This is a genomic window from Mucilaginibacter pankratovii (genome assembly GCF_014773265.1).
GTDB classification, from domain to species: domain Bacteria; phylum Bacteroidota; class Bacteroidia; order Sphingobacteriales; family Sphingobacteriaceae; genus Mucilaginibacter; species Mucilaginibacter pankratovii.
Genome location: NZ_JACWMY010000004.1, coordinates 300,597 through 322,120 on the forward strand (window position 1 = coordinate 300,597; position 21,524 = coordinate 322,120).

Consider the following 21,524-nt stretch of genomic DNA (forward strand, 5'->3'; position numbering starts at 1 on the left):
CAAAGAGGGTTTTGGACATCACTTAATTACTACTTCTATCCCAAACAAATTTCAACTTTGCCTTTAGCTTAGCTTACTTTATACTATTTTGCGGTATCATGCAGCAAAACGCCCCCACGTCCCTTTTCCCGCCCAAACTTATCAATTGGCTCATGTTCTTCGCTATCTGTTTAATATGGGGGAGCTCGTTTATTTTAATGAAACTGGGTTTGTATGACGATGAACGCCAACCTTTACTTACCGCATCGCAGGTAGCGGCCATCCGCATCATCACCGCCGGGATAGTGCTCACGCCAATACTCATCAGGCACCGTAGTAAGATACCCTTTAAGCTTTCGGGCTGGCTGGTGTTCTCGGGCTTCTTTGGCAGCTTTTTGCCCGCTTTTTTATTCTGCATTGCCGAGACCAAGATAGACAGCGCCCTTGCCGGTACCCTTAATTCGCTTACGCCCATATTTGCCATCATATTTGGCTTCCTGTTCTTCGGCAACAAGGTACCCTTTACCCATATCATCGGCATCATTATCGGTTTCGGGGGTATCGTACTACTTTACGTGGTGCAAAAGCATACCGGCTACGGGCAAATTGGCTATGCCGGGCTGGTGATATTGGCCACCATTTTTTATGGTATCAATATCATCGTGGTAAAGCGGTACCTCAATGGTGTAAGTCCGCTTATTATTACAGCATTTAGTTTGGTGTCGGTAGGTTTGCCTTCGCTGTTTATTTTATTGCAAACGGGCTTCTTTGGGCTGCCGCTACTGCAGTACCAATACATCAAAGCTGTTGTGGCCGTCTGTACCTTAGGTATGCTGGGCACGGCGCTTGCCTGGATGCTTTTTTACGCGTTGGTGCAACGTACCAGCGTGCTGTTTACATCTACAGCCAGTTACGGTATCCCTTTTGTGGCCTTTGGCTGGGGCTGGTACTACGGCGAAACCATCACCATAGGGCAAATTGGCTGCCTGTTCATCATCCTTGGCGGCGTTTACCTCACGCGGATCGACTTTAGTAAATTCCGAAAGAAGGCCACAGTTTAAACCTTGAATATTCTGATAGCCGGCACGGTTAGTTGACTCACCCCTGCCTACCGGCAGGCAGGCCCGGCCCCTCTCTCCTTCGGAAAGAGGAGAGGTTTTTTGTTTGTCTTCTTTTTTTCCTCACCCTCTTTGCGAAGCAGAGAGGGTCGACCAGCGTAGCGTAGTCGGGGTGAGTCACCTCGCCAAGCGATTCATTCACTACCGTTTAATTACCTGTTAAACGGAACTTCATTCACCCAATGGAAGCCGCGTTTTATCAGGATGAAATTATTCAGGTCGTACTTCGTCATGCGGATATGCAGCGAATCTTTTTTGAATGTACCAGCAAGTATCAGCGTATCTTTTTTGGTTTGGTAAGTAAAATGTGCCTTATTGATGGTATCGGCATAAGTATTCATTACAATGGTATGCTTCAGGGTGTCTATTTCAAAATCATACCGTTTGCTGCTGTCGTTCATCATGCGCACCCTCGCACCGCCCGGGCGGCTGATCACAAATTTGTTCCAGCGGGTGGTATCGGTGGTTAAGGGAGCAATAGTGTCCTTATTCCGTACAAAGCTTTGCACGTTATAGATGCCGTACAGCGGCGGTTTTTTTACCTTATCGCCATATTGGCTCATGGCCTGCACATCGCTGATGAAATTGCCCGCTACCGAGTAGATGACGAGCACATATTTAATAACGCAGAGGGTAATATTCTTCCAGCGTTTTTTAAAAGTATGCGGACTAAGGTTGGCCGGGGCCGCCGGCTTATTCAGAAAAAAGAAATTGATAAGCCGGATAGCATCCTTGCTCAGCAGGAAAACACTCATCAGCACCAGCATGGTTGCCAGCAGTTTTACAGGTACATCAAAACAGTAATTGATGGCCATGATATTGCCGGCAACAACCAGCCCTATTACCGCGCCAAGTGTGGCCGTTTTACGGAAGAAAAGCAGCAGGCCGCAAATAAGCTCGGCAAAGCCGGTGAAATAGTTAAAACCTACCGAATAGCCCATATATGTCCACGCCAGCCCCATGGGCGACATGGTGCCCAGCGGTTGTAAAAGCCTGTCGGGAGAGGGGCCGGGGAATTGCAGTTTAATAATTTTTACCGCGCCATAAGTAACCATGGTAATGGCCATGTAGTACCGTACAATAACGGTAAGCCAGTAAAACAGGTTGTTGTAATTGCGTGCCTTCCGATCAATAACCGACCAGATGATGGCGCTCACCGTAGCCACAAATGCGATAAACAGCAGGATGATATAATCATAGGTAGTATCGCCGCTGCCGCCTGTAAATTGTGTTACCGGTTTTTCCAGGTGTAAAATGTGCGCGGCTATCCACACCATCAGCGAGTGAAAGGGCTGGATATAGTATTCATAAACCCTATCAACCTGCGGCAGCACGCCGTTGGGGTTCAGGAAAACGTAAAGGACAAAAAATACCACAAAAAAGCGGCAGGCAATTTTTCTCGGGGCGGACCAGTAGGCGGGTTCGGCAGCGTTTGTCATAAAGTGTGAAATAGGTAGGGGTAAGATAGCTATTTTTTTCGAAATGTTGGCAGCCTTCCAATTAGCCTCACCTAAATCCTCTCCAAAGGAGAGGACTTGAAAAAAATCGAAACCCTCTCCTTTGGAGAGGGCAGGGTGAGGCTTCGATAGGGTATAATGAAGTTCCTATTAATTCAATGCCTTCTCCAACTCCGCCAACCTTATCACGCCCACATCTTCGCCCTTCAGTATCACTGCAACTGTGTTGTTGTTCTTGTGTAATTGCAGCCTGCCTTTAAAAATGCTGGTTTCGGCAGATGAAAGGAAACGTTTGAGTTTGCCGCGGGATTCCTTTCGGCAGGCGAGTTCGCTGCCCTCGTCGCTTATAACCAGCCGGAGTTTTTTGTCAGCGGGCTCTATCAGCAGCGAAAGTTTACCGGTTAATTTTAGTTCGGCCATGGTTTTGTTGTAGAAGCTAATTTACAGATATTTCCGGGGTATTAGGTATTCTAAAAAAGGATAAAACTATTTAATTGCGCTATTGTTCTCCATACAAACCACTAAGCACATGTCGCCGATATTTTTTAAAGTTGGAGCCGAATTACCCTTGATGGTGATTCCCAACACCGAGGCGCATTTAGATGGGCATGTGGTACTCACCTATACCTACAACATATACCGCGACGAAGGTTTTGAGGATGCGGCGATGATAAACCTGAAAGAAAAGGAATTGTTACTGGATAAAAAAAGGAGCCCAAACTATCTGGGCTACATCACGTTTGAGCAGCCCGGGAAACTTTTTACCTACACGGCAGACGGTAATCAGGAGCTCTCCACAGACGACGTACAGGAAGTTATCGAAAACATTAACCATCACCGCGAGCATCCCGGTTTATGGAGGATATAGCGGGTAAAAGGTACCCAGGCTCGTTAGTTTCTTAATCCCGGATCATTCCTTCCCCAAAAAGTAGGATACCCGGTTAGTGTTATCATCATAAGTTACCGGACTTTTATGCCGGTTAAACTCAAAATAGCTTAACAACCCAAAATCTCCCGAACAGCAGGCTGTATGGGTGAACATCATCCCCAGCATCGTAAAACTCCAGTATGGCCCGGTAAATAATAACGCGATAAGCAGGCCCAGGGTGATCGCTACAAATGGCGCCAGCGCTACAATGGTAAACTCGCGTTTATTGGCCACAAACCTATCGGCAAGGGCCATAAAGTAAAACTTTTTAAGGTTGGCGTCGTAGGATGTATTTTTGGCTCCCTGCGAGCGGTATGCCAGCACATGAATATATTCGTGCAGCGGGATGAGCAGGAACGCCAACCCGATGCCATAAGCCAAATACGAAAAGCCTTTGCCCGCACTAAAACCCTTGTTTTGATGCAGGCTCAGTAAAAAATAAAACACCATCAATACCACTACAAGGGCGTTCGCCGCGAAATAAGCTATGGAGTATAAGGTGCTTTTTTTAAGGTAAGCCTGTACAAAGGGCACCAGCTCTAGGTGGTCCATTTTATCTAAAATCACGTAACCGTTCTCAGGTAGTTCTTCAGGGCTTAGCTGCATAATTTAATGTTGTTATTTGATGCTGTTGCCGATGAATTGTTACGGTAAACCTATCATAGGGGAGGACGAATCTTTACCGATCGTATTTCGCCAGTATAATATCTGCTTTGGTAGAACCTGTTTTTTTCAATCGCTTCCAATCGGCAATTGCTGCCGGCTTTTTGCCGAGTATGAGGTTGCACATGCCTCTCATATATAAGCTATTAACGTCGTCTGGTTTATGCTCTAATATCTGGTCGTACAATAAACGGGCGTTTTCAAAGTCCCTGTTGTTGTAATACCTCAGCGCATCGTCTGATATGCCCATTAGCGGGAGTTCGATGGCTGAGGTAGAATAGCCGAGTTGTACGCTGGCCATCACAGATACGGTTCTTCCATCCAAAACTGCGGGTGTCCATTTTTTGCTTGCCTTTGTAAAAGCCTTTATAAAGGCCTTATCAAACTTTGGGCTGATGCCCTCAATTATTTTTACACTGTCGGCTATCCCATTTTTAAAAACTATAAAATTGGCCGACAAGCGGCCCGCCTTGCCATCCATACTCTGGCCAATATTACTGTAAATGTACCGTTGAAAATTCTCATCGGCAAAAGACGGGTATAATTTAGGGCTGCGATTATAAATGGTGTCGCCATTTATGATGCTGTTAATGTCGGCTGCGCCCAGTTTTATAGCGGCCTGCACCACTTTTTCAGCAGAAAAATAAAATTTTAACGATTCCGGTGTGATGTTTTTTCTGTCGGCTTTTTGCGTGAGCACCATTTTATCCGAGGAGAGTTCGTCGATCCTGAAAGAGTTGCTCGTCCACCCCTGTGGGGTTTTTATGTTTAGTTCGTTATTGGTTAAGTCGAATAGAAAAGCATCTCCCTTATCAAAATACTCCATGGAGGATTGTATTTTCTCGGGTTCGCTGAAAGTGTATTTGATATAATGGTACTTCATTAAATTATCCTCAGATAATTCAGAACCATCTTCATAGGTAACTTTCTCCAACACCCAGCTTTTCCAAAGATTGTTTTTGTCGATAACCTGTGCGGGTAATTTGATGCAGATAGTTAAAAGCAGTAATAAGGCGAGGTATTTCATTAGATCATAGTTTACGGTTAAATATACCTATTGAAATAATAACGGCAAGTGATGTGGACAATTTAGCTCTCGGGCTGGTAGTCTTAGCTGAAAGCTTAAGTCATTGTAGGTCGAAGTTGTAAACTTCGACCAGTGGGGGAGGAGAACGGCATAACATACTAACGGCAAAGCCACAAAAGTTTATACTTTTGATAATCAACCCCCGACTACTCAAATAAGCGCAGGGAATGAAAACCTTTGGTTACGATGTCGAAAAAAACTTATACATGGATTTTCAGAATTGTATTAATCGCACTGGCGCTGTATGTTTTCATTGGGCATCTGGATATTAAAGCATAATCAAGCAGCCCTTCCAAAAAGATAAAGTATACATTCATATCTAAGGAAATAAATGGCGGCAGAAATCATCGGTCCGACGTGTATGTGCTTTATAAGGATAGCGTATACCATGTTGACCTTCACCATAAAAACTATGACAAGATAGGACGAGGCATTTTGCCTGACCTGTACTATTCGGAAACAAAAGATTATGTTTTTGATAAAGATGCAGAAACGCGGCTTACCCTGGTCTTTTTAATCCTGGTGCTCGTTGTGATGACGTTTTTGCCTTTAGAAGAGTGGGAAAGGAGAATTCGCGGGTGACGGCAGCATGGGTTAATTTATGATACGTTTTACCACCGCTACCGCAAGCGTCTCCGGCTTGTGGTGCCGTAATGCTTTAAAATGGCAGTAAGTAACTAATGCAAATACGCAATGCATAGTGGCTACCTTGCATGTGGGCCACAAGCCGGGGACGCTTGCGGCAGCTGCACCAACCTTTTCATCTTTTTTCAACCCGCAAAACCACTTTGCAATAAGCTGTTTACACCCTGTTGTAGGGTCGGCGTAAAATTGACATTTGTTCGATCAATTGATAAATTGATCGAACAAATTTTATTTAATCCTTAAACACAAAAAAATGTCAGACCAGGAACCGATCATCATCAGATCATCGTTGTCAACAGCATTCTTAACCAACGATTTTAAAGGGCAACCATCGTTGTATGTTAGTTTCACCAATCAATACAACTGGCTTTATAACGACAAGGGTAGCGGCGCGCGTGCAGACCTATCTGTTTTCCGGCCAAACCCAAGCGATAAGAGCTATTTTATCGTAGGCGATTACGCACAAGGCAATCACAGAGACCCAACAGGCTCATCACTTATCATAAAAGAGGTAAACGGCGATCCGAGAAACCCCATTTTAAAAGCGCCTTCCGATTATACCCTTCTCTGGAACGATCGGGGCACGGGCGGCAGATATGACGGCTCTTGCTGGAAGGCCGTTGCTCCGGATGGTTACCTGGCACTCGGTTTTGTGTTCAACAATAGTTATGGAAAACCCAATATTCCCAATTATGTGTGCATTCGTAAGGATTTTGTAACCGGCTCATCGGCTGGCTCGCAAATTTGGAACGATGCCGGCACAGGTATCTCGAATGATCTGGAGCTTTTCGAGCTTGGAGGGGTATCCGGCGCATTTGTGGCTCAGGCCAATCACCAACCATATACCGGCACTGCGTATAAGTTAATTGTAACCTAAATATGGTTTCATTTACTGAATCGCGCTATCGCTCGTAAAGACGACGTGGAAAAGGTTGCTTAGTTCCTTAGCACTATCCTGCCCTAACTAAACCCGATAGCAGCGTAAAGCCCGCTTCTATCAGCGGCTTGCAGCGAATAGCGGGGCTGGCGGTACCGAAGCACCACTGGCTTTGCTTTTCAAATTAGCCTCTATCGTCGGTTAAAACCGACGGCAATGAAGGTGTGTAGCTGACTTATACCCTCAATCCACCTTCATTGCCGTCTCATTTATGAGACGGAAGCAAGGGCTTTTCTTTTCAAACGACCGCAACCCCTCCCTGTCTTTGCGCGCATCACCCTGCCACACCTTTCCCACGTGGGAGGGAAATACGAATGCGCATCAAGAAATCCCATAATCAGGCAAACAAGGTTCAGCCAACTGTCCCTCTCCCGTCACAAAAACAATCTGCACATCTGCATATTCGCACATCTGCACATTTACCCCTATCTTTGCAGCCTTAAATTATTACCTATGCTTAAAGGATTTTTTAATGTTCCGGCGCCGGTAAACGAGCCCGTTTTAAACTACGGCCCGCGCAGTGTGGAACGTGCAGCGCTTAGGGCAGCCCTCGAAGAGGCCCGCGCACAGCAACTGGATATACCCATGTACATTGGCGCGGATGAAGTACGCACCGGCAAACTGGTAGAGCTTCGCCCGCCGCATGATCATAAACACTTGTTGGGCTCGTTCCATTACGGTGATAAAACACACGTAACCGACGCTATTGATGCAGCTCTTGCTGCTAAAGCGGATTGGGAAAACCTGCCCTGGGAGCAGCGTGCAGCCATATTTTTAAAGGCAGCAGAGCTGATAGCAGGTCCGTACCGTTATAAACTGAACGCGGCTACCATGCTCGGCCAAAGCAAAAATGCTTATCAGGCCGAGATTGATTCGGCTTGCGAACTGATAGATTTCCTACGCTTCAACGTGCAGTACATGACGGAGATCTACGCACAGCAGCCCCCCGTATCGGGCAAAGGTATTTGGAACCGCTTGGAGCAAAGGCCGTTAGAAGGTTTTGTTTTCGCGCTTACGCCGTTCAACTTTACGGCTATTGCGGGTAACCTGCCTGCCAGTGCCGCCATGATGGGTAACGTAGTGGTTTGGAAACCTGCCGATACACAGGTGTACGCCGCCAACGTAATCATGCAGATCTTTAAAGAGGCCGGCGTGCCCGATGGCGTGATCAACCTCATCTATGCCGACGGCCCCGAGGTAGGCGACGTGGTATTTAACCACCCCGATTTTGCGGGAATTCACTTCACCGGTTCTACCAAGGTTTTCCAGCACATTTGGCAAACTATTGGTACCAACATACACAAATATAAAACCTACCCGCGCATAGTGGGCGAAACCGGCGGTAAGGACTTTGTGCTGGCTCACCCCAGCGCCAATGCCGACGCGGTTGCGGTTGCCCTGTTACGCGGCGCGTTTGAATACCAGGGGCAAAAATGTTCGGCAGCATCGCGTGCCTACATCCCGGCAAGCCTTTGGCCCGCAGTAAAAGAGCACGTGGTGCGCGAAATGGCCACCTTTAAAATGGGCCCGACAGAAGATTTTGAGAATTTTATTAATGCGGTGATCAGCGAGCTTAGCTTTGATAAACTGGCCAAATATATCGACGCTGCCAAAAAGGACAAAGGCGTTGAAATTATCGCCGGCGGTAACTACGATAAAAGCCAGGGCTGGTTTGTAGAGCCAACCGTACTGCAGGTGCAGGACCCATACTACGTTACCATGTGCGAAGAGCTTTTTGGCCCCGTATTAACCATCTACGTTTACGAAGACGACAAATGGGACGAAACGCTCAGCATCATCGATAAAACTTCTATCTATGCGCTTACCGGCGCCGTGCTGTCGCAAGACCGCTACGCCATTGCAGATGCTACCTACAAGCTGCGTAACGCGGCTGGTAACTTCTACATTAACGATAAACCAACCGGTGCCGTAGTAGGCCAGCAGCCATTCGGCGGTGCCCGCGGAAGCGGTACCAATGATAAGGCCGGCTCGATGATCAACCTGCTGCGCTGGGTATCGCCAAGAACAATCAAAGAAACCTTTGATTCGCCTAAGGATTATCGTTATCCGTTCTTGACGCCGGAACGGTAGGCGAGCCCCCCAACCCCCTGAAGGGGAGAGCGGAGGAAATATCGAACACCGAATGTTGAATATCGAATGATGAAGTTGAACTTCAGCGTTTGATATTCAATATTCATTATTCGACATTATTGGTTCCTTCGCCAAAAATATTTTTGCTCCATCCTCTAAATTCGTAGTATTTGCCTTTGGGTTCGCCCGTCCAGCCGTTGATGCCTTTTTTAGGCAGCACAACGCCATGTATATAAGCAACAGGCAATAACGCCAGCCCAAGTAAGCCGAAGGCATACACCCTCCCTACATAAACCGATAGCGCTATAATGATGCCGAGAGTAACAATATACTTTAATAGTTTACGCCATTTAGGGCTGCGTTCTTCAAAGTGCCCAAAGTAAATATGCCCAAGCAGGAAAAAGATAGTTACTACAGCTACTTCTACCCATAATGTATCGGTATTCCACATAAATTGTCAATTGGTTTGGTAGTATAAAGATACTGCCTAAAAACAAAAAATCCCAATCCGGGCGGATTGGGATCAAATTCTTCAAAAACTCCCCCGTTAGCCAACGGGGGCTGGGGCGCTAAACCTAAACACCTCATCCAGTTGGGAGTTGTTGTTGGCGCTTACCTTCATATCGGTAATGATGCCCGTTGCCAGGCTATATACCCAGCCATGTACGCATAAGTCCTGCCCGTTTTGCCAGGCGTTTTGCACAATGGATGTTTTGCAGAGGTTGTTTACGTTCTCTATCACGTTAAGCTCTACCAGGCGGTCGCCGCGTTTGGTTTCGTCTTCAATGGCATCCAGTTCGCGGGCGTGTACGCGGTACACATCTTTAATGTGGCGGAGCCAGTTATCAATAATACCAAATTGCTTATTCGTCATGGATGCCAGTACGCCGCCGCAGCCGTAATGGCCGGTTACAATAACATGGCGTACCTGCAGCACGTTCACTGCATAATCCAGCACGCTTAGCATGTTCATATCCGTATGGATCACCATATTGGCAATGTTGCGGTGTACAAAGATCTCGCCCGGCCGGGTATGGGTGATCTGGTTGGCGGGTACGCGGCTATCCGCGCAGCCTATCCACAAAACGGGCGGCTTTTGGCCATTGGCCAGGGTGGTAAAGTACTCAGGGTCTTCCTGCAGGGTTTCTTCCACAAACTGACGGTTTCCTTCCAGCAGACTTTCGTAAGTAATGTGGCTGGTGTCGTGTATGGGGTTGGTTTTTGCGCACATAATATAATATAGGTTTTATGATGTTACTCGGTTTTAGATAGTTTTCGCTTTGTTGGATAAAACAGCTGGTATATTTTATGGTATAATACCGGTAGCATATCGTAATACAAAATGGTTAGCAATATTACCGGTACAAAGTACAAAACTTTAAACTCATACAAATTAAAAAAGTAACCGCCAACCAGCCCGCCAAAAATAAAGAAGGTGAGGATGGTTACCCTTACATAAATTTTATTTTTAACTATTTGAGTATCTTCCGTGCGGGGATGTATCCAATCGGCCAGTTCGCCGCCCAGGTCGGTAAACAAGCCGGTAAGATGAGTGGATTTTATTAACCCGCCCGATATATTGGATACCAGCCCATTCTGCAAACCCATGGCAAACAATAAGGCGGCAATTACTATCCGGCGCTCGTTTTGCGTTTCGTTATAAAAATTATTGCCGTAAAGGGCTACAAACAGTAGTACTATGATCTCGATGATGATAGGTACCGAATGCGCCCGGTAGGTACTGATATGTTTTAGCGAGCGTACCACAAAGCTTGATACGAAAGAGCCCAGCATAAACATCAGCAACCAAAAGCCAAATATAAGGATGTCGCGAATGTCTTGCTGAAGAATATTTTTGGCGAGGTTGGCAACGTGACCTGTTACGTTGGAAGTAAACGCCAGGAAAGCGAGGAGACCAACCACATCAATTATACCGGCAACAAATGCGGTGGATGAGGCCAGCATGAGGTTTTGTTTAAGAGATCTTTTCTTTTGCGGTTGCCTCAGCATAGTTTAATCAGCGTTTTAGTTACGTAACCATAAACTCACTGCCGCAAAAAAAGTTTAGCGGAATTTTAAAAACCTAACACCGGGGGGCGATAAGTTAATGCAATATCTTAAACATCAGCTCCTTCATCAAACCGCCTTGGCCGGTGTTTGATTCCACGCCCTTGCTTTTCAAGTCGTACTCGCGCAGGTAGCTGATCACCTGGAAGGTTTTGCCGAGGCTGTAGCCGCGTGCCGCCTGCTCGTAATCTTTTACAAAATAGGGGCTCACGCCAAGCTCGCGCGCAAGGCTCTGCGGCGATTTATCTTTTATGTAATGATAGGCCAGTACCTTACTGAAAAAGTTGTTCAAATTGCCTAAAACAAGTACTATGGGGTTTGCCTTCGGGTTTGCCTCAAAGTAGTTTACTATCTGGTTCACCTTATAGGCATCCTTTTTAGTTAATGCCGATTGCAGCTCGAAAACGTTATACTCTTTGCTGATGCCAATATTATCCTGGATGTGTTTGAGGGTGATCTCTTCGCCTGTTGCTACGTTCAGCATCAGTTTATCAAGCTCGTTGGCAATTTTAGAGAGGTCGTTACCGAGGTATTCGGCAAGCATAGCCGATGCCTGCCCGTTGATCTTGTATTTTTTATCAGCAATATAACCCTCTATCCAGGCGGGGATCTTGCTATCGTACAACGTTGCCGATTCGAAGATCAGCCCGTTCTTGTCTATCGCTTTGTACGTTTTCTTGCGTTTATCAAACTTGCCGTATTTGTAGCAGAATACCAGTATAGTACTGGGTAGTGGGTTCTCCAGGTAGGCGAGGAGCGGGTTGATGTGCTTTTTGTCCTCATCATCGCGGCCCCATTTCATGTCTTGCGCCTCTTTTATCATCACTACCTGGTAATCGCTCATCATGGGGTAGCGTTTGGCGGCGTTAATGGCCGTCATAATATCTGTATCCTTACCGTACAGCACGGTTTGGTTAAAGCCTTTTTCGGCATCGGAGAGTACCTTATGTTCGATGTAGTTGCTCACCAGATCTATAAAATAAGGTTCCTCGCCATGCAGCAGGTACAGGGGCTTAAATTTGCGGGCCTTAAGGTCTTTTATGATTTCGGGAGCAGTCATTTCAAGTAAAAAGTCGGAAGCCAAAAGTAAGAAGTCAAATCTATGTTTTAACTAAAACCAGGCATTTTGTTTTTTTGACTTAAGACTTGCTACTTTTGGCTTTCGACTTAGAACAAATGGAATTGCTACTCCCGCTCAATCTTCCGCCATACCCTTTTAAACTTACCGACGAGAACGGGCAGCTGAGCGTGTTTGACGAATTGCGGAAACGAAAGATCATCCTTACCCCCGAGGAGTGGGTACGCCAGCATTTTGTGCAGTACCTGATCAAAGAAAAGCATTACCCCCGGTCGCTGATTAAGCTGGAGGGCGGGCTGAAACTGCATGGTATGGCCAAACGATCGGACATCGTGGTGCATAATTCATCGGGCGAGAAGGTTTTACTGGTGGAATGCAAAGCACCTTCGGTAGCCATCAGCCAAGCCACGTTCGACCAGGCTGCGCGGTACAATATGGTACACAGAGTACAGCTGCTTGTTGTGAGCAACGGATTGCAACACTACTATTGCCGGATAGATTTTGAGCAGGAAAAATACAGGTTTTTAGAGGAATTGCCCTCTTATAGAGATCTATAGCCCTATGCCACCTTTGCCGACACGAGGTTCTGGATCTTTTCCATTAGTTCATCCGGTTTAAATGGCTTGGCCACATAATCATTCATGCCGGCGCTGGTTACCTGGTCCTTAATATCAAACAGGGCAGAGGCAGTGAGCGCAATAATAGGGATGTTAGCTTTGGCCGGATCGGGCATCTTGCGGATCTCGATGGTGGCATCGAAACCGTTCATGATCGGCATCTGCAGGTCCATCAAAATAATATCGAAGTTACCGTACTGCATAATTTCCACGGCGCGCTCACCATTTTCGGCGATGGTAGGTACTATCTGCCATTTGCTGAACAGCTTCTTCATTAGCATCACATTCACCGGGTTGTCTTCGGCTATCAGCACGCGCAAGTTGGCGGCGCCAAAAATGTCGGTCTCGGGCGCGGATTGCTGAATTTTTTGTTTTTGAACAGGTGGCACAACCGCTTCTGTGGATACAGGGAACTCCATATTGAAAGAGAACTCCGAACCCTGGGTAACTACGCTATGAACGTGCATTTTTACACCCTGCAATTCCAGGAGTCGTTTTACAATGGCCAGGCCAAGCCCTGTGCCACCATATTGGCGGGTGGTGGTGATAGATTCCTGGGTAAACGGCTCGAAGATGCTCTCGAGGTTTTCTTTTTTGATACCTATACCCGTATCCTTTACAGAAAAGCTTACGGTGATATTGTTGTGGCGGTCTTCGATACAGGTTACGCGCACCCCAACGCTGCCTGCCGCGGTAAATTTAATGGCGTTGCTGGTAAGGTTGAAGATGATCTGCGTGAGGCGGGTAGGGTCGCCAAAGATCACTTTTCGCCGAAGGGCACTATCGATATCCAGCTTAAACAATAAGCCTTTTTCTTCGGCCTTGATAATTTGCCCGCCGCAGATGTTGTGCAGCAGATCTACCAGGTTGAATTTTATTTTTTCGAATACGATCTTACCCGACTCTATCTTGTTAAAATCGAGTACGTCGTTAACAATGGCAAGGAGGTTGTTGGCCGAAAATTTCAGGATCTCCAGGTTCTCGCCCTGGTCTGGCCGGGGGCTGTTCATCATCAGCAGGTTGCTCATACCAATAACGGCGTTGAGCGGCGTTCTGATCTCGTGCGACATGGTGGACAAAAACTCCGACTGCACCTGGGATGATTTCTCGGCTTTTTCTATCGCCTTTTCGAATTTGATGTTGAGGGCAGCCTGTTCTTCGCTGGTATCTTTAAGCTGTTGTATGTTCTTTAAAAAGGCGGTATAAAAGTGGCTGTGGATAAATATAATCAGTATAAAATTGGCGAACACCCCTATAATAATAGTGGCATCATCTACTTTTTCGGGCTTAAAATCGATGTAATAGTTATGATCGTAAACCATCACCAGGAACAGTAATACCGGCAGCAAATTCAGCAGGGAATAAAACATGCCCCAGTTAAGGCCCAGCATATAAAAGCTGAAAACCACCACCAGGATGATGATCTGTATCACGATGATATTAACATCCTGCATGATCACAAACACGGTAGAAAGATTTACTATGGTGCCAAGTATGAGCAGGATATGCGAGATCTGGCGCCAATGCGGCTTAAAGGTGAGGTACTTAAACAACGCCGCTACGCAGAACATCAAAATACCTGATGTTGCGGTTAGTAAAGGCAGCCCCTGCAAATAAACGCTTAAAAACAAGGCGCCAAGCGCAACAAAGATGAGCAGGAAGCCATAATAAAGTAAACGGATACGCGCCTGGTCGAGTATCGACAGGTCTCTTGAAAGTATTTTATAAATTGAGAAATTAAAAAAATCCACTTTACTATTTTGCGCCGTTAATTTATTTAAATCTAAAAAAAATATTTGCGGTTTAATATACGCAATAAATTATATGTAGGTTTAAAACAGCCTTAACGTATTGCAATTAGCCTGCCAATCCCCGCAGGGCATCTTCTACTATTTTTAAACGTGCTTCGGCATCGGCTTTCTTTTTCAATTCATTTTGGATGATCTCGGGTTTGGCATTAGCCATAAAGCGTTCGTTGCTTAATTTGGCATTTACGGCCTTTAAGAAACCAATAAGGTAATCCCTCTCTTTTTCCAGCCTTTCCTTTTCTGCCGCTACATCAATTTCTATATTCAAAGCAATGTAGAACTCATCGGTACCGGCAATAAAGTTTACTGCGCCGCCAATGGCTTCGGTAACCAAAGTAAGCTCGTTGATGTTGCCCAGATGTTTAATAATAGGCTGATATTTTATATAATCGATAGCCGAATTTGCTCTAACCGCTAATGGTAAAGCTTCTTTTGGCGATAACTGTTTGGTATTACGAGTGTTGCGAACCTGGGCAACAATCTGCTGGATAATTTCAATTTCGGAAACCAGTTGAGTATTGATTTCCCCAATTGCGGGCAATTGCGCCACAATGCAGCAATCGAGTTCCGCTCTTTCTCCAAACAGTTCATCATGCCATAGCTCTTCGGTAAGGAAGGGCATAAACGGATGCAGCACTTTTAGGATGTTTTGAAAGAAATTGATGGTAGCTGCATAGGTTTCCGCATCGATGCTTTGCTTTTCGGCATTAGGTTTGTAAACGGGCTTCACCATCTCCAGGTACCAGGCGCAGTAGTCGTCCCAAACCAGTTTGTAGGTGGCCATCAAAGCTTCCGATAAGCGGTATTGTTTAAAATCGTCTTCTATCTGCGCCAGCGCCTGGTTAAAACGGCTATCGAACCATTCAATAGCTATCTGGTTGGTATTGGTTAAGTTTTCATCAACCGCCCAACCCTGTATTAGTTTAAAGGCATTCCATATTTTATTGGCAAAGTTTCGGCCCTGCTCGCAGTAGCTTTCGTCGAACATCAAGTCGTTACCGGCAGGCGAGCAAAGCAGCATACCCACGCGAACGCCGTCGGCGCCGTATTTGCCCATCAGTTCTATCGGGTCGGGAGAGTTGCCTAATTGCTTCGACATTTTCCGGCCCAGTTTATCCCTTACTATACCGGTCAAATAAACATTACTAAACGGCTTTTGACCCCGTAGCTCATGGCCAGACATGATCATCCTCGCCACCCAGAAGAACAGGATCTCGGGCGCGGTAACCAGGTCGTTGGTAGGGTAGTAGTAGTTTATTTCGGCATTATCCGGGTTGCGCACGCCATCAAAAACCGATATAGGCCACAGGCCCGATGAGAACCAGGTATCAAGCACGTCATCTTCCTGGCGCAGATCGTTAATGGTGAGCGGTGAGTGGTAAGTTTCGTTTGCAATTGCCAAAGCTTCTTCCTTTGTTTTGGCAACCACGTATTCGCCGTTGGGAAGGTAGTAGGCGGGAATTTGCTGGCCCCACCAAAGCTGGCGGCTGATGTTCCAGTCGCGCACGTTCTCCATCCAATGGCGGTAGGTGTTAATAAACTTCTCGGGGATCAGTTTAACCTCACCATTAAGTACATACTCCAAAGCCGGTTTAGCCATCTCCTGCATTTTGCAGAACCACTGCATCGAAAGTTTTGGTTCGATAACGGCGTTGGTTCGCTCGCTGAAGCCTATCTGCGAAGTGTAGTCTTCTGTTTTGGCCAGCGCGCCGGCTTCTTCCAGCAATACGGCAATTTTTTTACGGGCAGCAAAGCGGTCTTCGCCAACCAATATCTGTGCCTTTTCGTTCAGGGTACCATCATCATTTAAAATATCGATGATGGGCAGGTTATGTTTTTGGCCGAGGGCGTAGTCATTCAGATCGTGCGCCGGGGTAACCTTTAAGCAGCCGGTACCAAAATCCATGGTCACGTAATCATCCAGTATCACCGGTATTTCGCGGTTGATAAGCGGGATAAATACACTTTTGCCATGCAGGTGCAGGTAGCGCTCATCGTTAGGGTTTACGCATATCGCAGCATCTGCCATAATAGTTTCGGGGCGAGTGGTAGCTACGGTGAGGAAGTCCGAAAGTCCGGAAGTCGGCAAGTCCGAAAGAGAGGACGCATTTCCGTCTTGCGGACTAAAAAAATACTTAATATAATAGAGCTTCTGGTTTACCTCTTTGCGGATAACTTCCTCGTCGCTTACGGCGGTGTTACCTTGCGGGTCCCAGTTAACCATGCGTACGCCGCGGTAGATGAGGCCCTGTTTGTGCAGGCGAACAAAGTAGTCGATAACGGCTTCGCTCATATCCTCATCCATGGTGAATTTGGTGCGTTCCCAATCGCAGGATGCGCCGAGTTTTTTTAGCTGCTCCAGGATGATGCCGCCGTATTTTTCCTTCCACTCCCAGGCGTATTTTAAAAACTCCTCGCGGGTGATATCTTTTTTGTTGATGCCGCGCTCTTTCAGCATAGCCACAACTTTGGCTTCGGTAGCAATGCTGGCATGGTCGGTACCGGGAACCCAGCAGGCGTTTTTGCCTTTCATACGGGCACGGCGGATGAGTACATCCTGTATGGTATTGTTTAGCATATGCCCCATGTGCAGCACGCCGGTTACGTTTGGCGGAGGGATCACAATGGTATAAGGCTCGCGCTCATCGGGCACCGAGCGGAAAAAATTGTGTTGTAACCAGTAACTGTACCACTTTTCTTCGGCTTCTTTTGGGGAATATGTTTTAGCAATGATCATAGCCCGCAAAAATAACTATTTGCGCCAAATTGTTAAGCCCTAATGTAGATTGAGTTTTGCAGGCATACTACTATTAAGAATTAGTATTTATAAGCCTCGCTGACAATAATTTAAATATGGAGTAGTTTATAAAGTATATCACAGCACAGATATGAAAACAATTCCATTAAATCGTTTCCTGGCAGCTATGCTCAAATTATCGAGGTTATCGGTAGTTATTAAGTGGTTTAATAAGTAGGGGAAAATCTCTAACTTATTGCTTAAACCTTTGAAATAATATTTCATATACGTATCTTCGGTTAATAAATCACACGTGTAATGACTACGAAACTTACGCTAACGATGGAAGATACAGTAATTGATTCAGCGAAGAAATATGCTCGTGATAATGGGAAAAGTTTGTCTGACATTGTAGAAAACTATCTGAAATCTATAGCCATTCAGGACGATACAATTTCTGAAATCTCGCCCAAAGTAACCCGCCTGATGGGGATACTTAAGGTCCCCGATGATTTTGATTACAAAAAGGAACTTGGGGATGCCCTGGCCGAAAAATATAAGTAAGCCCGATGAAGCATGTTTTTATGGATACCAATGTGGTTATAGATTTCTTAACCAATCGACAACCGTTCGTATTAGACGCTGCTAAGTTGTTTGATATGGCTGTTAAGGAGAAGATAAAAATCTATATTTCAGCACTTTCTTATGGTAATATCCACTACGTTGTAAAGCGATCTTTCGGCAATAATATGGCAATCTCATTATTGAATGAGTTAGCTGAAATGACAGAAATAGTAGACGTAACCAAATCAATTATCAGGCAATCTTTAAAAACAGACTTTAAGGATTATGAAGACGCCATCCAATATTATTGCGCTCTCAGCGTAGAAGATATTAGTTTAATAGTAACACGGGATACTAAGGATTTTAAGAAAAGTACCTTAGCCATTTTAACGCCTGCCGAGGCTTTTGCTGCACTTAGGTAAAATCCTCTCCAATTCTTTACCCCCGCCCAACATTTCCCTTTTCAAACCATTCAGCCGAAACATTATCTTTGCGGCCATTATACGCTATGATAGTTAACCAGTTTTACGATAAGGGTTTGGCCCACGCTTCTTACGCCATCATTCGCAATGGCCGCATGGTGGTGATAGACCCCGCCCGCGACCCGCAGCCTTACTACGACTTTGCCGAGATCCACAGCGCCGATATTTTGGGCGTGATAGAAACCCACCCCCATGCCGATTTTGTGAGCTCGCACCTCGAGATCCATCAAACTACTGGTGCCGTTATTTATGTAAGCAAGCTGGCCGGCGGCACTTTTCCGCACGAAACCTTTGATGATGGCGACGTGATCCAACTGGACGACATCAAGCTTAAAGCGATCAACACGCCCGGCCACTCGCCCGATTCTATTTGTATTTTACTGGAAGACGAAAAAGGGAAGGACTGCGCCATCTTTACTGGTGATACCCTTTTTGCAGGCGATGTAGGTCGCCCCGATCTGCGCGAAACTGCAGGTAACATTACCGCCAAAAAAGAAGAGCTTGCCCGCGATATGTACCACAGCACCCGCGAAAAACTGATGGTACTGCCCAAAGATGTTACGGTTTACCCCGCGCATGGCCCCGGCTCGCTTTGCGGTAAAAGCATGAGCCCCGATCTGCATACCACCATTGGCAAAGAGCTGCGCGAGAACTACGCGCTGCAACTGATGGATGAGCTGAAATTTGTGCAAACCCTGCTGGCCGACCAGCCTTTTATGCCCAAGTATTTTGGATATGATGTGGAGCTAAATAAAACGGGTGCACCGGGGTTTGCCGAGAGCATCAACAATGTTGTAAAGGCTGATAGCAATATCGAATTAGAAAAAGGCCTGTTGGTGATAGATACCCGCCCAAGCCAGTTATACCGCAAAGGCCATGTAAAAAATAGCATTAACCTGCAGGATGGCGAGAAGTTTGAAACCTGGCTGGGATCGGTTGTTGGCCCTGGTGAAGCTTTTTATTTGATCGCCAATACAGACGAGGAGCTGGATGTGATGATCAAAAAAGCCGCTAAAATAGGTTACGAAAGAAATATAAAAGCGGCCTTGCTTACGCCGGATAGTGCTACTGTAAAATCCGCCATTATAAACCTGGGTGACTTTAAAGCTCATACCGATAACTATACTATTATAGATGCCCGCAATTGGGCGGAGATAAACGTCGGCAAACTATTTGCCGATGCGCTGACCATTCCCCTGCCCGAATTAAGGGAACGTTTAAGCGAGATCCCAGCTGATAAACCCATTGTGGTGCATTGTGCGGCCGGATATCGTTCTGCTGCTGCAGCCGGTATTATCTCTGGCAAAATAAAAGCCGTTCCGGTTTACGACCTGAGCGAAGCAGTGAAGGAGTTTAATTAGTTGATGGTTCATGGATGATAGTTCATGGCCGAAGCTACTATGAACAATGAACCATCATCCATGAACTATAAACTATGAACTTTTTTACTATAATTGCAACCAATGAGTATGTCAGACGACGCGGTTGTAAAACGGATAAAGGTTATAGTAAAGGAGCATGGCGGACAGCTTGCACTGGCAAACGCTATTGGGGTAGACCAGGGCTTCATCAGCAAGGTGATCAATAAAAAGCAGGACATCAGCTATTACCTTATCCGCAAGCTATGTTTCCAGCTTAAATACTCGCCCGAATGGCTCATCCTCGGCACCGGCGAAAAGAACATTCACAAGCCCGAATCAGCCAAACTTATCACCGAAATTCAGATGCTGCGTACCGAGGTGGATATCCTCCACGCCCGCATGCGCGCCTACGAGCTGGAACTACAGGAAATTAAGGGAAACGCTGAGCAACAAAAGGCAGGGTAATTTAAAGCCTTCCTATTTTCACCTTCTTTATCGCAGGTAGAGAGGGTAGAACAGCGTAGCGCATTGGGGTGAGTTAATTAGCCGGGCGAATGTGGAATCCTATCTCAGCAACTTATTCAAATCCCCGTAAGGGATTATCCCGTTTGCAAAATCAAACTTACCGGTATTTTTAATTTCCGAGGCTGCATTGATAAATGCACCGTAAGCTGCACGCGCTAAAGATGAACCCAAGCTCACCCGCTTTACACCCAGGTCTTCTAACTGATTAAGCGAAAAACTTGTGCCCGACAACCCCATTACTACATTTACCGGCTTCGGCGCTACGGCTTTTACAACCGTTGCAATGTCCTCGGCAGACTTTAGTCCCGGTGCAAAAAGTACATCTGCACCTGCTTCGGCGTAAGCTTCGAGGCGTTTAATGGTGTCTTTCAGGTCGATAACACCATGGATGAGGTTTTCTGCCCTTGCGGTAAGCATAAAAGGGAACGACAGGCTCCTTGCGGCTTCAACGGCTGCGCGGATGCGTTCTACCGATAATTCAAAGGGATAAATGGGTGCATCAGCTTTGCCAGTAGCATCTTCTATGGAACCACCTACTACACCTGCTTTTGCGGCCAGCAAAATGGCCTGGGCACATCCTTCCGGATCATCGGAGTAGCCGTTCTCCAGGTCGGCAGATACGGGCAGATCAACCGCCCCGCTGATGGCTTCGCTATTGGCCAATGCTTCCTGCAAAGTTACCACGCCTTCGCCATCGGGCTTGGCTAAGGAGTATGCCAAACCTGCGCTGGTGGTAGCAAGTGCCTCAAAGCCCAGGCTTGCCAGTATTCGCGCCGAACCCGCATCCCATGGGTTTGGGATGGCAAATATACCGCTGCGTTGGTGCAGGGCTTTAAAGGCGAGCGCTTTTTGGTGTTGGGTATGATTTTCCATGGTAGATTTCAATTTTTGAGCTTATCCCTCCCTCGGGAGGGCAGGGAGGGGTTCTTGAACTATGCCTTGAGAATTAAATAATTAACCATCTAATACCTCCAATGGAAAATCTTTCGGAAGTTTCATGGAACTGTCTTTCTTTATAAGCCGGAGAGTAATTTCTTCAATACCCCGCATCACATTTAGCATATCATATTTTACCTCAGCCTCACTGAAGCGGATAAATGTTATTCCTAAACTTTCCAACTTTTGCTGCCTAATCTCGTCTTTGTGAAAAGCTTCTTCATGATTATGCGACATGCCATCCACTTCGATAGCCAGCATTAACGACTTGCAAAAGAAATCAACGATGTAATTGTCAATACACCGTTGCCTGTCGAAATCAAAGCCCCATAATTTATCATCTTTTAACTCGTTCCACAGCAGCACTTCGCCGTAAGTCATTTCATCCCGTAATTTGCGGGCTAATGCTTTTAAGCTTGGGTTGTATGGAATTATTTTGGCCAT

21 protein-coding genes are annotated in these 21,524 nt (G+C 46.2%); 9 read left to right on the top strand and 12 right to left on the bottom strand.

What is annotated here, in order from left to right; genetic code table 11:
- The first annotated feature begins 98 nt into the window (after positions 1-98).
- The gene (locus IDJ77_RS09825; protein WP_191188764.1) at positions 99-1,040 is read left to right on the top strand and encodes a DMT family transporter; all 942 of its coding nucleotides are present in this window, start codon (positions 99-101) and stop codon (positions 1,038-1,040) included.
- Between the two features lie 209 nt (positions 1,041-1,249).
- On the opposite strand, the gene IDJ77_RS09830 is transcribed toward IDJ77_RS09825, so the two are convergent.
- Together IDJ77_RS09830 and IDJ77_RS09835 are read right to left on the bottom strand one after the other, a co-directional pair.
- Entirely contained in the window at positions 1,250-2,536 is a 1,287-nt protein-coding gene (locus IDJ77_RS09830; protein WP_191188765.1) for a hypothetical protein, read from the bottom strand.
- A 168-nt stretch (positions 2,537-2,704) separates the two neighbouring features.
- A complete protein-coding gene (locus IDJ77_RS09835; RefSeq protein ID WP_191188766.1) occupies positions 2,705-2,974 on the bottom strand; it encodes a hypothetical protein in 270 nt (89 codons plus the stop codon).
- A 109-nt stretch (positions 2,975-3,083) separates the two neighbouring features.
- On the opposite strand from IDJ77_RS09835, the gene IDJ77_RS09840 reads away from it, so the two are divergent.
- Positions 3,084-3,422, top strand: coding sequence for a hypothetical protein (locus IDJ77_RS09840; protein ID WP_191188767.1), 339 nt, complete (start codon positions 3,084-3,086; stop codon positions 3,420-3,422).
- A gap of 42 nt (positions 3,423-3,464) precedes the next feature.
- On the opposite strand, the gene IDJ77_RS09845 is transcribed toward IDJ77_RS09840, so the two are convergent.
- Both IDJ77_RS09845 and IDJ77_RS09850 read right to left on the bottom strand, forming a co-directional pair.
- Positions 3,465-4,088 (bottom strand): DUF3267 domain-containing protein, encoded by a 624-nt coding sequence (locus IDJ77_RS09845; RefSeq protein ID WP_191188768.1) that lies wholly within the window; start codon positions 4,086-4,088, stop codon positions 3,465-3,467.
- A 73-nt stretch (positions 4,089-4,161) separates the two neighbouring features.
- Positions 4,162-5,172, bottom strand: a complete 1,011-nt coding sequence (locus IDJ77_RS09850) for an energy transducer TonB (RefSeq protein WP_191188769.1) — start codon at positions 5,170-5,172, stop codon at positions 4,162-4,164.
- A gap of 958 nt (positions 5,173-6,130) precedes the next feature.
- Between IDJ77_RS09850 and IDJ77_RS09855 the strand changes: the two genes are divergently transcribed.
- Positions 6,131-6,754, top strand: coding sequence for a Vps62-related protein (locus IDJ77_RS09855; RefSeq protein WP_191188770.1), 624 nt, complete (start codon positions 6,131-6,133; stop codon positions 6,752-6,754).
- A 513-nt stretch (positions 6,755-7,267) separates the two neighbouring features.
- Complete coding sequence (gene pruA, locus IDJ77_RS09860; protein WP_191188771.1) at positions 7,268-8,905, top strand: L-glutamate gamma-semialdehyde dehydrogenase; 1,638 nt, start codon at positions 7,268-7,270, stop codon at positions 8,903-8,905.
- 106 nt (positions 8,906-9,011) lie between these two features.
- On the opposite strand, the gene IDJ77_RS09865 is transcribed toward pruA, so the two are convergent.
- From IDJ77_RS09865 to holA, 4 genes are all read right to left on the bottom strand, one after another.
- Positions 9,012-9,356 carry a hypothetical protein gene (locus IDJ77_RS09865; RefSeq protein ID WP_191188772.1) on the bottom strand — a complete coding sequence of 115 codons (345 nt, stop codon included), beginning with the start codon at positions 9,354-9,356 and terminating at the stop codon, positions 9,012-9,014.
- A 96-nt stretch (positions 9,357-9,452) separates the two neighbouring features.
- Positions 9,453-10,136 carry a carbonate dehydratase gene (can, locus tag IDJ77_RS09870; RefSeq protein ID WP_191188773.1) on the bottom strand — a complete coding sequence of 228 codons (684 nt, stop codon included), beginning with the start codon at positions 10,134-10,136 and terminating at the stop codon, positions 9,453-9,455.
- 23 nt (positions 10,137-10,159) lie between these two features.
- Positions 10,160-10,915: a YoaK family protein gene (locus IDJ77_RS09875; protein WP_191188774.1), complete on the bottom strand. Its 756-nt coding sequence runs from the start codon at positions 10,913-10,915 to the stop codon at positions 10,160-10,162.
- A gap of 94 nt (positions 10,916-11,009) precedes the next feature.
- Entirely contained in the window at positions 11,010-12,032 is a 1,023-nt protein-coding gene (gene holA, locus IDJ77_RS09880; RefSeq protein WP_191188775.1) for a DNA polymerase III subunit delta, read from the bottom strand.
- 116 nt (positions 12,033-12,148) lie between these two features.
- On the opposite strand from holA, the gene IDJ77_RS09885 reads away from it, so the two are divergent.
- On the top strand, positions 12,149-12,607 hold the full coding sequence (locus IDJ77_RS09885) for a type I restriction enzyme HsdR N-terminal domain-containing protein (RefSeq protein ID WP_191188776.1): 459 nt from the start codon (positions 12,149-12,151) through the stop codon (positions 12,605-12,607).
- 2 nt (positions 12,608-12,609) lie between these two features.
- On the opposite strand, the gene IDJ77_RS09890 is transcribed toward IDJ77_RS09885, so the two are convergent.
- Both IDJ77_RS09890 and IDJ77_RS09895 read right to left on the bottom strand, forming a co-directional pair.
- Entirely contained in the window at positions 12,610-14,418 is a 1,809-nt protein-coding gene (locus IDJ77_RS09890; protein ID WP_191188777.1) for an ATP-binding protein, read from the bottom strand.
- A gap of 106 nt (positions 14,419-14,524) precedes the next feature.
- Positions 14,525-17,212 carry a valine--tRNA ligase gene (locus IDJ77_RS09895; RefSeq protein WP_191188778.1) on the bottom strand — a complete coding sequence of 896 codons (2,688 nt, stop codon included), beginning with the start codon at positions 17,210-17,212 and terminating at the stop codon, positions 14,525-14,527.
- A 318-nt stretch (positions 17,213-17,530) separates the two neighbouring features.
- Between IDJ77_RS09895 and IDJ77_RS09900 the strand changes: the two genes are divergently transcribed.
- The 4 genes from IDJ77_RS09900 to IDJ77_RS09915 all read left to right on the top strand — a co-directional run bounded on the left by IDJ77_RS09900 (position 17,531) and on the right by IDJ77_RS09915 (position 20,084).
- A complete protein-coding gene (locus tag IDJ77_RS09900) occupies positions 17,531-17,776 on the top strand; it encodes a DUF6364 family protein (RefSeq protein ID WP_191188779.1) in 246 nt (81 codons plus the stop codon).
- 5 nt (positions 17,777-17,781) lie between these two features.
- Positions 17,782-18,198 carry a type II toxin-antitoxin system VapC family toxin gene (locus IDJ77_RS09905; RefSeq protein ID WP_191188780.1) on the top strand — a complete coding sequence of 139 codons (417 nt, stop codon included), beginning with the start codon at positions 17,782-17,784 and terminating at the stop codon, positions 18,196-18,198.
- 86 nt (positions 18,199-18,284) lie between these two features.
- The gene (locus IDJ77_RS09910; protein WP_191188781.1) at positions 18,285-19,619 is read left to right on the top strand and encodes an MBL fold metallo-hydrolase; all 1,335 of its coding nucleotides are present in this window, start codon (positions 18,285-18,287) and stop codon (positions 19,617-19,619) included.
- A 102-nt stretch (positions 19,620-19,721) separates the two neighbouring features.
- Positions 19,722-20,084 (top strand): helix-turn-helix domain-containing protein, encoded by a 363-nt coding sequence (locus IDJ77_RS09915; RefSeq protein ID WP_191188782.1) that lies wholly within the window; start codon positions 19,722-19,724, stop codon positions 20,082-20,084.
- A 99-nt stretch (positions 20,085-20,183) separates the two neighbouring features.
- On the opposite strand, the gene IDJ77_RS09920 is transcribed toward IDJ77_RS09915, so the two are convergent.
- Both IDJ77_RS09920 and IDJ77_RS09925 read right to left on the bottom strand, forming a co-directional pair.
- Complete coding sequence (locus tag IDJ77_RS09920) at positions 20,184-21,017, bottom strand: isocitrate lyase/PEP mutase family protein (protein ID WP_191188783.1); 834 nt, start codon at positions 21,015-21,017, stop codon at positions 20,184-20,186.
- 81 nt (positions 21,018-21,098) lie between these two features.
- Entirely contained in the window at positions 21,099-21,524 is a 426-nt protein-coding gene (locus IDJ77_RS09925) for an endonuclease domain-containing protein (protein WP_191188784.1), read from the bottom strand.